General features: G+C 46.3%; 11 protein-coding genes and 2 tRNA genes. 12 read left to right on the plus strand and 1 reads right to left on the minus strand.

Going from position 1 to position 12,320, the window contains the following annotated elements; genetic code table 11:
• Positions 1–24 precede the first annotated feature (24 nt).
• The 4 genes from AS006_RS04850 to nagA are packed head-to-tail and all read left to right on the plus strand — an operon-like array spanning position 25 to position 3,846.
• Positions 25–930 (plus strand): carbohydrate ABC transporter permease, encoded by a 906-nt coding sequence (locus AS006_RS04850; protein ID WP_101513216.1) that lies wholly within the window; start codon positions 25–27, stop codon positions 928–930.
• On the plus strand, positions 923–1,738 hold the full coding sequence (locus AS006_RS04855; RefSeq protein WP_101513217.1) for a carbohydrate ABC transporter permease: 816 nt from the start codon (positions 923–925) through the stop codon (positions 1,736–1,738). Before AS006_RS04850 ends, AS006_RS04855 begins: the two co-directional genes overlap by 8 nt.
• Before the next feature lie 16 nt (positions 1,739–1,754).
• Entirely contained in the window at positions 1,755–2,744 is a 990-nt protein-coding gene (locus AS006_RS04860; RefSeq protein WP_101513218.1) for an SIS domain-containing protein, read from the plus strand.
• 10 nt (positions 2,745–2,754) lie between these two features.
• The gene (gene nagA, locus AS006_RS04865) at positions 2,755–3,846 is read left to right on the plus strand and encodes an N-acetylglucosamine-6-phosphate deacetylase (protein ID WP_101513219.1); all 1,092 of its coding nucleotides are present in this window, start codon (positions 2,755–2,757) and stop codon (positions 3,844–3,846) included.
• Here nagA and AS006_RS04870 read toward each other — a convergent pair.
• Complete coding sequence (locus tag AS006_RS04870) at positions 3,838–5,232, minus strand: MATE family efflux transporter (RefSeq protein WP_101513220.1); 1,395 nt, start codon at positions 5,230–5,232, stop codon at positions 3,838–3,840. The two genes, nagA and AS006_RS04870, sit on opposite strands and share 9 nt — an antisense overlap.
• Before the next feature lie 108 nt (positions 5,233–5,340).
• On the opposite strand from AS006_RS04870, the gene AS006_RS04875 reads away from it, so the two are divergent.
• The 8 genes from AS006_RS04875 (at position 5,341) to pheS (ending at position 12,318) form a co-directional block, all read left to right on the plus strand.
• The gene (locus AS006_RS04875) at positions 5,341–5,775 is read left to right on the plus strand and encodes a MarR family winged helix-turn-helix transcriptional regulator (protein ID WP_101513221.1); all 435 of its coding nucleotides are present in this window, start codon (positions 5,341–5,343) and stop codon (positions 5,773–5,775) included.
• Entirely contained in the window at positions 5,772–7,802 is a 2,031-nt protein-coding gene (locus AS006_RS04880) for an RND family transporter (RefSeq protein ID WP_101513222.1), read from the plus strand. The genes AS006_RS04875 and AS006_RS04880 overlap by 4 nt, the downstream gene beginning before the upstream one ends.
• A 43-nt stretch (positions 7,803–7,845) precedes the next feature.
• Positions 7,846–7,932, plus strand: a tRNA-Leu gene (locus AS006_RS04885).
• Between the two features lie 47 nt (positions 7,933–7,979).
• Positions 7,980–8,723 carry a WecB/TagA/CpsF family glycosyltransferase gene (locus tag AS006_RS04890; protein ID WP_199167389.1) on the plus strand — a complete coding sequence of 248 codons (744 nt, stop codon included), beginning with the start codon at positions 7,980–7,982 and terminating at the stop codon, positions 8,721–8,723.
• A 32-nt stretch (positions 8,724–8,755) separates the two neighbouring features.
• A complete protein-coding gene (locus tag AS006_RS04895; RefSeq protein WP_101513224.1) occupies positions 8,756–9,955 on the plus strand; it encodes a uracil-xanthine permease family protein in 1,200 nt (399 codons plus the stop codon).
• 39 nt (positions 9,956–9,994) lie between these two features.
• Positions 9,995–11,182 carry an iron-containing alcohol dehydrogenase gene (locus AS006_RS04900; protein WP_101513225.1) on the plus strand — a complete coding sequence of 396 codons (1,188 nt, stop codon included), beginning with the start codon at positions 9,995–9,997 and terminating at the stop codon, positions 11,180–11,182.
• 35 nt (positions 11,183–11,217) lie between these two features.
• Positions 11,218–11,306: transfer RNA gene (locus AS006_RS04905), tRNA-Ser, on the plus strand.
• A 34-nt stretch (positions 11,307–11,340) separates the two neighbouring features.
• Complete coding sequence (gene pheS, locus AS006_RS04910; RefSeq protein WP_101513226.1) at positions 11,341–12,318, plus strand: phenylalanine--tRNA ligase subunit alpha; 978 nt, start codon at positions 11,341–11,343, stop codon at positions 12,316–12,318.
• The last annotated feature ends 2 nt before the right edge of the window (positions 12,319–12,320 follow it).

Consider the following 12,320-nt stretch of genomic DNA (forward strand, 5'->3'; position numbering starts at 1 on the left):
CTATTTCGGAAAGGAGAGAAAGAAATGCTCAGAAGAAAGCACCATCTGAGTTTGAGAAAAAGACAGTTGACTCTTACATTCTTCTTCATTACCATTCCAACATTTCTCATGATCTTATTTATATATTACCCACTGATATTCGGTGTAAAGATATCGTTCTACCAGTACGATATGGTGGGAGAATCTATTTTCATTGGGTTGAGAAACTACCTTGAACTTTTGAAGGATCCTCTTTTCTGGAATGCCTTTAAAAATAGTTTGCTGTACCTGTTAGTTGTCCCACCTCTTCAAATTATCTCAATGATGCTCGCCGTTCTATTGGATAAGGCCATAAAAGGAAAGAATCTTTTCAGAACGCTCATTTTCCTTCCCGTTGTAACACCTATAACCATTGCGGCCATCACTTGGCAGTGGATGTACAGAGAGAAAGGTTTCATAAACTTTTTGCTTCAATCTCTTCACATCACTGACAAGCCCATTTCTTTTCTCTCAGATCCCAATGTGGCTCTCTTTGCTATAATGTTCGTCACCATGTGGAAAGGATTTGGTTATTACATGGTGATATACCTAGCAGGGCTCCAAAGCATACCCAGAGAATTGTTGGAAGCAGCGAAGGTGGATGGAGCTCGACCATTTCAAGTGTTTTTCAAGGTGACAATTCCTCTTCTAAAACCATATATACTGTTTTGTTCAACAATGTCATCTATAGCAGCGTTGAATGTATTTGGTGAAATTTATGCTATGACAAAAGGAGGACCAGCTCACGCAACGGAAACAATGGGGCTTTTCATATACAACAAGGCATTTGGTTATCTTCAATTTGGGTATTCGAATGCGGCGGCAATTCTGTTCAGTTTCGTCGTGATTGCCTTCTCACTTTTGAATTTCTATATCTTCAGGGAAGGAGGCCTTAAAAGCTATTATGGCTAAATTTAGAAAGATTTTAACCTATGTGATACTGGTGTTTTTTGCGTTACTATCTGTTTGGCCTTTCTATTGGATAGCAAAGACATCTCTGGAAGCAGGGGGCAACGTCTATAAGTATCCACCGACGCTTTTTCCACATCCTATAACATTTTCAAATTACATTGGAGCTTGGAAAACAGTGAATCTAGGAGGTTACTATCTTAACACGCTGATAATAGCTGGTCTTGGAACATTTCTGAACGTAACTTTTTCTTTGATGGTGGCTTACCCTCTTGCGCGAATCGATTTCAGGGGAAAGCATTTCGTTCTATTTTTGATACTTTTACCGATGATGGTACCTGTTCAAAACACTCTAATAGTCAATTATCTCACTCTGAGGAAGCTGGGAATGTTGAACACCTATTTTGGAGTCGTACTTCCTCAGGCCGTTACGGTGTTCGGTATCTTTATGATGAGGCAAGCGTATTTAAACATTCCCAAGAGTTTCGAAGATGCTGCAAGGATAGATGGTGCGGGAGAACTTTACATATGGTGGCGAATAATAACTCCTTTGATAAAACCAGACATAGCCACACTTGTTGTTTTTCAAGTCATTACCTGGTGGGATAACTTCCTGTGGCCTCTCATCGTCCTTTCTGATTCAAACAAATACCCACTCGCTGTTGCCCTGGTATATTTGAACAGCACCTTCCAGGTGAATTTCAGATACACCGCAGCTGGCATAGTCCTATCCATTTTGCCTGTTATAATTCTGTTTCTACTTGCGCAGAGGTACATAATAAACGCCATTGCCGGTGGTGTGAAATATTGATGAAGGAGGGAACAAGATGAGCCTCACTTTGAAAGAAATTACCGATCAAAAACATGAGTTGAAGACCTTTTTTGAAAATTTCGTTATAAATTTTCCAAGCAGGGATATTTTCGAGGAGATAGAGAGAAAACTTTCAGATGAAGTTCTTTTCATCGGGTGTGGGAGTTCCTACAACCTCGCCCTCACGCTGTCCAGATACTTCGAGAGGGTTTTGAAAATAAGAGCAAAGGCCTTCCCTGCGGGAGAGGTGGCCTTTGAGAAGATACCGGAAATTAAAGGAAAACTCGCTTTTCTTTTCTCGAGAACAGGAAACACCACGGAAGTGCTACTGGCGAACAACATTCTGAGAAAGATGAGTTGTAAAACCGTGGGGATCACAATTGAAGAGGATTCGAAATTAGCGAAAGAAAGCGATTTTCCTCTCGTTTTTCCGATAGAAGAAAATGCCGTTGTGATGACAAAATCCTTCAACATGATCCTGCTCTCTTTGATGTTCATGGTGGATACAATATCTGGTTTGGATGTTACTTCGTACAGGGAGCTTGTCGACTACTCTGAGAAGTTCTTCGATCTTTCTTGGAAGACAATCGAAGCTATTGACCTGAAAAGATACAGACACTTTGTTTTCCTTGGGATGGCAGAGTTTCACGGAATCAGTCTAGAATCTGCTCTGAAGTGTATAGAGATGTCTCTCACCTTCTCAGAGGCTTACTCGACTCTTGAATACAGACACGGTCCAAAGGCACTGGTTGATGAGAATGTACTGATCTTCGTTCAAAAGGTTAGTGGAATGGATGATCAGGAGAAACGCCTTAAAGAGGAACTGGAGTCGCTCGGTGCCACAGTTCTAGAGATAGGGGAAGACGGAGATGTTCCAATCAGCAACGAGTGGAGATCTGCCTTTTTGAGGACGATACCCGCTCAGATTCTGGGATATCAGAAAGCATTTTCAAGTGGAATTTCACCGGATAGACCTCCTCACCTGGAAAAAACAGTCACTTTATGAGGTGTTCTCTATGGTGTTAGAGCGTGTTTTGATAGTTGATCCCGTTGATGGAGAGTTCACAGGTGATGTGGAAGTGAGTGATGGAATAATCTCCCATATCAGGAAAAGGGAATGCACTCCTAAGAGGATTCTCATGCCAGGCTTTGTCGATCCTCACATTCATGGCGTGATGGGAGCCGACACCATGAACTGTGATTTTGAAAAGATGGAAGAGTTTCTCTACTCTCAGGGAGTCACCACGTTTCTTGCAACCACCGTTTCTACCTCTCTCGAGAAGATGAAAGAGATCCTGGAAAAAGCAAAAGATTACATCTTTAAAAATCCGAAAACTTCACTCTTCGGTGTTCATATAGAGGGACCGTACATTGCCAAGGAAAAGAAGGGGGCCCACTCAGAAAGGTACATAAGACCACCCTCAAAAGAAGAACTGAAGAAGATCGATTTTCCCGCAAAAATGCTCACATTCGCACCCGAGATAAGAGGCTCTGAGATTTTGCTGGAACTTCTAAGAAGGGGCATCACTCTGTCTGCAGGACACTCGAACGCTACGTTCGAGGAGTTCATGAAATTCTACAGAGAGGGAGTGAAGAGAATCACCCACTTTCCCAACGCACTGAGGATTTTGCATCACAGAGAAATCGGTATCACAGGCGCGGGACTTTTGCTGGACGATGTGAAAGTGGAGCTCATCTGCGACGGTGTGCACCTTTCAAAGGAGATGGTAAAACTCGTTTACAGGATAAAAGGGGCAAGTGGTATCATTTTGATCACTGATTCCATATCCGCAGCAGGTCTCAAAGAGGGAACGACCACTCTGGGTGATCTCGTTGTGAAGGTGAAGGAGGGTGTTCCACGTCTGGAAGACGGCACGCTCGCTGGAAGCACCCTTTTCTTTTCAAATGCGGTGAAGAACTTTCAGAGGTTCACAGGTGCTTCACTCAAGGAGCTTGCTATCGTGTCTTCTTACAACAGTTGTCTGGAGCTTGGTCTTGCCGACAGAGGAAGGATAAAAGAGGGCATGAAAGCAGATCTTGTTCTTCTCGATGAGGATCTGAACGTCGTCATGACGGTGAAAAACGGGGGCACGGTCTTTTCAGCTTAGTTCTCTTACCCTTTCTCTTGTAAGGGCTGCTCTTTTTTCCCATTTTCCTGAAAGGAAAAAGGCAAGTTTCAGCGTGCTTCTGAAAACGATGTCTGAGATCATACCGATCCATGCACCGAGGAGTCCCAGATCGAAGTACTTCACCATAACGTAAGCAACGGGGAGTCTAACGGTCCAGATGGAGATGAAGGTGATGATCATGGGTGGGAGGGTGTTTCCCGTTCCCCTCAACGCTCCGTTCATGGTGAACTCCATTGCCAGGAAAAACTGGAAGAGTCCTATTATCTTCACCGGAAGCTTTGCGATCTCTATTATCTGAGGATCGCTGGTGAAGATCCGTATCAAGGGCTCTGGGAAAAGGAATATGATAACGCCCACCGTCACCTGAAAGAGAAGGCTCAGTATCCATCCCTGGCGGATGACTCCAAGAACATGATCCCGGTTTCCCATCCCGTTGTATCTTCCAGCTAGAGTGGTGATGGCAACTGAGATACCGAAAGCAGGCATGAAAGAGAGTGACTCCACATTTATACCTATTCTGTGCCCCGCGTAGGCCTCTGCTCCCGCTATCAAGAGAACGTTTGCAAAGAGAAGAACACCTGTGGAAAAAACGAAGTTTTCAATGGCGGTGGGGAAACCAACACGGAGAATTTCCTTTTGAACGTTCCAAGTGGGAAAAACATAACCTTTTTTGAGCTGGAAATCCTCTTTTCTGAAGATCACGAACGTAAGAATGGCACTTCCCACAAATCTCGAAAGAATGGTTGCGATCGCAGCCCCACGAACACCCCACATAGGAAAACCGAATTTTCCGAAGATCATCGCGTAATCCAGAAAGATGTTCAGAAGGTTCGTAACACCTGTGACGATCATGGGGGTTCTTGTGTCACCCAGACCTCTAAGCATAGCCGAAAACACTGCCATGATGGAAAATCCCATTGAACCAGAGAGGATGATCTTCAGGTACTCTCTTGCTGCGCCTCTTATCTCATCTTCCAGATTCGGAAAGATGTTCAGCAAGCCATCAGAAAACATCGTGAGTACGGTGAGGAGAAGTCCGGTGAAAAGAGCCAGAAAGATACCGTTCCACGCCAATGTTCTCAATGTCCGTCTGTTACCAGCACCGAGAGCGTTCGCCACTGTGACGGTAACACCCATGCTTGCGGCTATGAGAACAACCTGGGCCACCCAGAAGATCTGATTGGAAAGTCCCACACCGCTCATTGCTTTCCAGGAGTAATGCCCCAGAAAGGCTGTGTCTGCCATGCCGAAGAGCATTTGAAGAACGTTTTCGCCCATTGCCGGCAGGGCGAGTTTTATCAGTTCCTTTCTGATTTTTGGTACCTCTTCTTTTGAGAGATGATTCTTCAAAAGTGAATATCTCATTCTCACCACCGACTACGATTCTACATCATTTGGTTCGGAAAGTGAACCATTTAGTAAAATAATTGAACTATTTCCTGAATGAACAGTCCAGATAATGGAGGTGATAGTGTGGACTCACAGGAAATTCTGCGAACACTCTTTTCTCTGGTGATGAAGTTTTCAAGATTTCTTCCACCAGATGAAGAGATATCGAACATGAAAACGACAGAACTCTACGCTTTTTTGTACATAGCGCTCTTTGGCCCGAAGAAGATGAAGGAGATAGCGGAGTTTCTTTCCACCACGAAGAGCAACGTTACGAACGTGGTGGATTCTCTGGAAGAAAAGGGTCTCGTGGCGAGGGAGATGGATCCAGACGACAGAAGAACCTTCAGGGTGATACTGACTGAGAAAGGAGAAAGAACGTACGACAAGATCCTTCAGAATTTTGACGGTCTTGTGAGATCGGTCCTTGAGAAGTTCTCGGAAGAAGATCTTCAGGTTGTGAGCGAAGGGTTCAGGAGGATGGTTGAAGCCTTGTCAAAGGAGGGATCAGACGAATGAAGAAGTACGTGTTCACGATCGTGTACGTGGTACTCGTCATCGCTTCTTTCGTTGTGGTTTTCTCTCTGGGAAAGATAGAGACCGGGCCTGAGGTCTTCCTTCCCGGCTACAACGGAGACCCCGAAAGGACCACCAACGAGAACGTGAAGAATCTTTTCAGGTTGAACCAGGATTTCGGTGGAAGTTCTTCCATCGTGATCGTGGTCGAAAGTTCTGAGAGCTTCTTCAAAGACGCACGGGCGCTTTACGATCTTCACGAAGAATTGGAAAGAAAAAGTTACATCTCCAATGTGATGAGTCCTGTGAACCTTCCAAGGCTTTCTGGTTTCAGACTGGAGAGTTACTTCAAAAACGGCACTGTTTCAGAAGATATCTTAAATGATCCCAGTGCAGAGAGTTTCATTACAAAAGATGGAAGGTATGCTCTTTTGAACGTGATATTCAAAAAAGATGTGAACGCGAGGGAGAAGATTCCAGAAATAAAATCTCTTGTATCCAAGTATTTTGAGAAGAACTACCTTTTTGGAGAGCCGGTTCTGGACAGTGCGCTTTTCAAAGAACTTGTGAAACAGACGCTCGTCTATCCTGTGTTCATGTTCCTCGTCATCTTTTTTCTCTTCTACTACCAACTCAGGTCGTTCAGGGCCGCGCTGTTTTCTCTGATCGTTCCTGTTCTGTCCACTTTCTTCGTCTTTGCCGTTTTCTTCGCTGTGGGAAAGACTCTGAACACCCTGACCGTGATGACCATCTCCTTTCTTCTGATCATCGGTTCTGCGTACGGACTGCACTTTTACAACGCTCTCTTCAGGTTCGAAGACAGAAAAGAGGCGATCAGGCACATCTTCAAGCCCGTCCTCTTTTCGATGCTCACCACCGCGGCGGGTTTCATGTCCTTCATATTCATAGACATAAGGGCTTTCAGGGAACTTGGAATCCTGGTTTCCTCTGGTCTTGCCGTTGTGGTACTTGTGATCTTCACCTCGGGCGTGGAACTCTTCAGAGATTACTCTCCAAAGAGGCTTCCCAGAAACTTTGGGATGAAATACGTGGGAAGAAAGGCGGCAAAGGTGGCACTCATCGTTTTTTTGATCATGGCCGGTCTGTCACCGTTTTTGCTCCCAAGGGTTCCGGTAGGTTCGGACATGGTATCCTACTTCAGCAAAAACTCTGAACCGGTAAAAGCTTACGATCTCATCGTGGACAAATTCAACATGAGAGAACCACTCTATCTGGTGCTGGAGAAGGACTCTCCCTTCGTTGGAACAGATTCCAGAATAATAAGGGATCTGGTTGAGAAGATAGAGCAGAGCGGTTATGTGTCCAGTGCTGTCTTCCCGGTCGATATACCCGTTCCGATAATGTACACTCTTTCTAGGACCAATCCCTTTTTGAAAACCTTCGTTGGAGACAGAAACAGAATAAGACTCATCGTCAATCTCACTCCAGAGGGATACGAGCACGCAAAAGAGGTTGTAAAGCAGATCAACGAGATCGTTGAGAAAACAGGCTGGCAACACTACGTTGCAGGCTCTGTGCTGATATGGAACGACATAAACGATAGTATCCTCAGGTCACAGATACAGAGCATCGTTCTTGCTTCCATCATGATCTTTGGCATGGTGTTTGCCATCTTTCGAAAATTTCTTTCTGCACTCAGCGTGATGATCCCTATTGCCTTCACAACGGTGTTCAACTTCATTTTCATGGTGTTTTTCGGTATCAACCTCGATGTTTCCACCTCGATCACATCCGGTATCCTCATGGGACTTGTGGTAGATTACTCGATACACATCGCCTCTGAAGAACGAAGGCTGAAAGATCCTCATCCAGTCATCGAAAACGTGGGACCGTCTGTTCTCACGAACGCGCTCGGTTTGATCGGTGGATTTGCTGTTTTGCTCTTTTCTGAACTTGCACTCTTCAAGAACATTTCGATTCTCATGATGCTCGGTATCGGTGTGGGAGCCACCTTCACTCTGATCGTTCAGCCGCTGATTCTCCAGGAAAAGAAAACGGAGACCTCTTGACGTAGAGTCCTTGAAATGCTAAACTATTCAAACGGAGTGGTGTGCCGAGGTGGCGGAACTGGCAGACGCGCATGACTCAGGATCATGTGGGGGTTTCCCCGTGCGGGTTCAAGTCCCGCCCTCGGCACCAGAGGAAGGCGGAGGTTTTTCCTCCGCTTTTTTTTGGAGGAAATCAGGGTGAAAGAAATCGAACTTTTTGGAGCGAGGGTCCTCTCCGGGAAGAGGGAAGAATTTCTGAACGAAATCGAAAAAAGGTTGGAAGAGAAGAAGAAAACCTTCGTGGTCACCATGAACGCTTCTATCCTTCTGAAGGCTGTGGAAGACAAAGAATACCGTGATATCATCAACTCCGCTGATCTGATCGTGCCCGATGGATCCGGTGTAGTCTGGGCGATGAAGTCCCTCACAGGTAATCACACGGAAAGGCTTCCTGGCATCGAGATAATGAAGTATCTCTGCGACAGATCGAAGGAAACCGGTTGGAGGGTTTACCTTCTTGGCTCAAAAGAAGAGATCGTCAAAAGAGCCGCCGATTCACTGAAAAGATCCGGTGTGAACGTTGCGGGATACCACCACGGCTTCTTTCGAGAGGAAGAATCAGAGAGGGTGGTGAGGGATATAAATGAAAGATCCACTGACCTTCTGTTCGTGGGAATGGGAGTTCCTCGCCAGGAGAAGTGGATACACAGGAACTTCCCTCGACTGAACGTGAGACTCGCCATGGGTGTTGGAGGATCCATAGATGTCATTTCCGGAAAAAAGAAGAGGGCTCCAGAATGGGTTCAGAGAATGAACCTTGAGTGGCTTTATCGGTTCTTTCAGTCTCCCGTCAGCAAAAGAAAGGTTCCTTTTCAGGTTCTGAAATTCGTATCTCTGGTTTTAATAGAAAAATTGAAAAACAGAAATCGAAGGCTCTTTTGAAGAGCCTTTATTTTTAAACGGGAGGTGTCTTCATGGAGTTTGAGGGAGCGGTTACCAGGGTGAGCGGCTGGCGATGGTTTCTTCTGGCACTTCAACACTTCGTTGCCATGTTCGGCGCCACCGTGCTGGTTCCACTGATCACCGGTCTAGATCCTCTTGTGGCACTCCTCACAGCGGGAATCGGTACCCTCATATTCCACTTTGTAACCGGTGGAATAGTCCCTGTTTTTCTGGGATCGAGTTTTGCCTTCATTGCTCCAATTCTTGCGGTTAAGGAACTGTACGGAGATCTTGCCTACGCAACCGGTGGAATATTCGTGGCAGGGCTCTTCTACGTGCTCTATGCGGTGATCGTGAAGATCGTAGGACCCGAGAAGATAAAAAAACTCCTTCCGCCAGTCGTCACCGGTAGCATGATCATGGTGATAGGACTCACCCTCAGTCCCGTTGCTATCCAGATGGCCTCCAGTGACTGGGCTCTCGCTCTCATCGTGATATCAACCGTTGTCTTCGTCTCAACCGTGATCAGAGGCTTTTTCAGCATGATACCTGTGATCACGGGAGTCTTCGTTGGTTACATCGCAGGACTTTTCATGGGAAAGATAGACACCACCGCCGTTTTGAGCACGCCCTTCTTCAACGTACCAAAGATCATGCTTCCCAAGTTCGATTACGGTGCGATTTTCATGATCGTTCCTGTCACTCTTGCCACCTTCATGGAGCACCTTGGAGATATCACCACGAACGGAGCGGTCGTGGGAAAGAACTTCTTTGACAAGCCAGGACTTCACAGGACTCTTCTCGGAGATGGGTTGGCCACGGCGGTTGCCGGTTTGCTCGGTGGTCCTGCGAACACCACCTACAGCGAAAACACGGGTGTTTTGGCTCTCACAAGGGTCTACGATCCGTCCGTTCTGAGGGGAGCTGCTCTCGTTGCCATATTCGCTGCGTTCGTTTCAAAGTTCGGTGCAATCCTTCAGACGATACCTCAGGCTGTGATGGGTGGTGTGAGTCTTGTTCTCTTTGGAATGATCACCTCGGTTGGAGTAAGAACGATGGTGAACGCTCAGGTGGATTTCTCCAAACCCAGAAACCTCATGATAGCTGCTCTGATGCTCACAACCGGTATAGGAGGAGCGGTTTTGAAGGTGGGAAGGGTCGAACTCAAAGGAATCGGACTTGCTGCACTCGTTGGAATCGTTCTGAATCTGATTCTTCCAAAAAGAGACTGAAAGGGGCATGATAAAATATGAATAAGGAGGTGATAATTGATGGAGAATTTTGTCTTTCACAATCCAACAAAGATCATCTTCGGAAGGGGAACGATACCAAAGATAGGTGAGGAGATAAAGAATGCCGGAATAAAGAAAGTGCTCTTTCTCTACGGTGGAGGATCCATAAAAAGGAATGGGGTTTACGATCAGGTGGTCGAATCTCTGAGAAAGCATGGAATAGAGTGGGTGGAGGTCTCCGGTGTCAAGCCGAATCCTGTTCTTTCCAAAGTTCATGAGGCGATAGAGGTTGGAAGAAGAGAGAAGGTAGAGGCTGTGCTCGGTGTTGGCGGCGGAAGTGTGATAGATTCGGCGAAAACGGTGGCAGCTGGTATTCTGTACGAGGGTGACATCTGGGATGCCTTCGTTGGGAAATACGTGATAAAAGAGGCTCTTCCTGTCTTCGATGTGTTGACGATCTCTGCTACAGGAACAGAGATGAACGGAAACGCTGTCATAACGAATGAAAAAACGAAAGAAAAATATGGTGTGAGTTCGAGGGCCCTCTATCCCAGAGTTTCGATCATCGATCCTTCCGTTCAGGCCACACTTCCAAAAGAGCAAACGGTGTACGGAGCGGTGGATGCCATCGCTCACATCCTCGAGTACTACTTCGATGGAAGCAGCCCGGAGATCTCAAACGAGATAGCAGAAGGCACTATCAGAACCATCATGAAGATGACAGAAAGGCTCCTTGAAAAACCGGATGATTACGAAGCAAGGGCCAATCTTGCCTGGAGTGCGACCATAGCCCTGAACGGAACGATGGCCGTTGGAAGAAGAGGCGGAGAATGGGCTTGTCATAGAATAGAGCATTCTCTGAGTGCCCTTTACGACATCGCTCACGGTGCGGGTCTGGCAATCGTCTTTCCTGCATGGATGAGGTACGTGTACAGAGAAAATCCTGCGCAGTTTGAAAGGTTTGCGAGGAAAATATTCAACCTCGAAGGAGAGGGTGAGGATCTCATCCTGAGGGGCATAGATTCGTTCAAGAACTGGCTCAGGAAGGTGGGAGCTCCTGTAACTCTCAAAGATGCTGGTATTCCGGAGAAAGACATCGAAAAGATCGTAGACAACGTGATGCTCCTTGTGGAGAAAAATCTGAAACCAAAGGGAGCCACATTGGGTAGGGTGAAGGTTCTGGAGAGAGAAGACGTTCAAGAGATATTGAAAATAGCCGCAAAATGAAATAAAATATCTTGATGATATAATAGGTACGATGCGGAGGCGTGTCCGAACTGGCTAAGGAGCCGGTCTCGAAAACCGGTGGGCCGCAAGGCCCTTGTGGGTTCGAGTCCCACCGCCTCCGCCATTTTTTGTATAATGAAAGCCAGGGGGTATGAGAAATGGATGTCGAAACCGTTGAAAAGGAAGCGATCGAGAAGCTGGAAAGGGTGTCAAACGTTCAGGAACTGGAACTGTTCAGGGTGGAATTTTTTGGGAAAAAGGGAAAGATCACCAGTTTGATGAAAAATCTCAAGAATCTCCCACCTGAAGAAAGGCCCGCCTATGGAAAGAGAGTGAACGAACTCAGAGAAAAGGTAGAAAGGCTTTTCTCCGAAAAGAAGAAACAAATAGAGGAACTTCTTGAAAGAGAAAGAATGGAGAAGATGCGAGTGGACGTTACACTGCCGGGAGCCAGAAGGAAAGTGGGACACTCTCACCCTGTGTTGAAAGTGATGGAAGAGATAGAGAGGATCTTCGTTTCCATGGGATTTGATGTGGTGGAAGGGCCTGAAATAGAAACAACCTGGCACAATTTCGATGCTTTGAACACTCCAGAGTGGCATCCAGCCCGTGACGAACACGATTCGTTCTATATCACAGATGAGCTTCTTCTGCGCACCCATACCTCCCCCGTTCAGATAAGAACCATGCTGGAAAGAAAGCCTCCGATTGCCATCATATCACCTGGAAAGGTTTACAGACGAGATTATGATGCAACACACCTTCCCATGTTCCACCAGGTTGAAGGATTGCATGTCGATAAGGATCTCAGCGTGGCACACTTGAAATTCACCCTCGAGGAGTTTGCCAGGAGGATGTTTGGAGAAAACGCCAGGATTCGTCTTCGACCAAGCTACTTTCCCTTCACAGAGCCGAGTTTTGAAGTGGATGTGTATCTATCCGGTTATGGATGGCTCGAGATACTCGGTGCAGGAATGGTGGATCCAAACGTGTTTTTGAACGTAGGATACGATCCAGAGGAATGGACGGGATATGCGTTTGGAATGGGTGTTGAAAGGATCGCCATGTTGAAATACGGCATCACTGATATCAGAGAATTTGTGAGAAACGATGTAAGGTTCCTCAGTAGCTACTAACG

This window comes from Thermotoga sp. SG1, assembly GCF_002865985.1.
Lineage (GTDB): Bacteria > Thermotogota > Thermotogae > Thermotogales > Thermotogaceae > Thermotoga.

Coding starts and splice junctions, on each gene's coding strand:
- AS006_RS04850 (WP_101513216.1), top strand. CDS start 25: ATGCTCAGAAGAAAGCACCATCTGAGTTTGAGAAAAAGACAGTTGACT.
- AS006_RS04855 (WP_101513217.1), top strand. CDS start 923: ATGGCTAAATTTAGAAAGATTTTAACCTATGTGATACTGGTGTTTTTT.
- AS006_RS04860 (WP_101513218.1), top strand. CDS start 1,755: ATGAGCCTCACTTTGAAAGAAATTACCGATCAAAAACATGAGTTGAAG.
- nagA (WP_101513219.1), top strand. CDS start 2,755: ATGGTGTTAGAGCGTGTTTTGATAGTTGATCCCGTTGATGGAGAGTTC.
- AS006_RS04870 (WP_101513220.1), bottom strand. CDS start 5,232: ATGAGATATTCACTTTTGAAGAATCATCTCTCAAAAGAAGAGGTACCA.
- AS006_RS04880 (WP_101513222.1), top strand. CDS start 5,772: ATGAAGAAGTACGTGTTCACGATCGTGTACGTGGTACTCGTCATCGCT.
- AS006_RS04895 (WP_101513224.1), top strand. CDS start 8,756: ATGGAGTTTGAGGGAGCGGTTACCAGGGTGAGCGGCTGGCGATGGTTT.
- AS006_RS04900 (WP_101513225.1), top strand. CDS start 9,995: ATGGAGAATTTTGTCTTTCACAATCCAACAAAGATCATCTTCGGAAGG.
- pheS (WP_101513226.1), top strand. CDS start 11,341: ATGGATGTCGAAACCGTTGAAAAGGAAGCGATCGAGAAGCTGGAAAGG.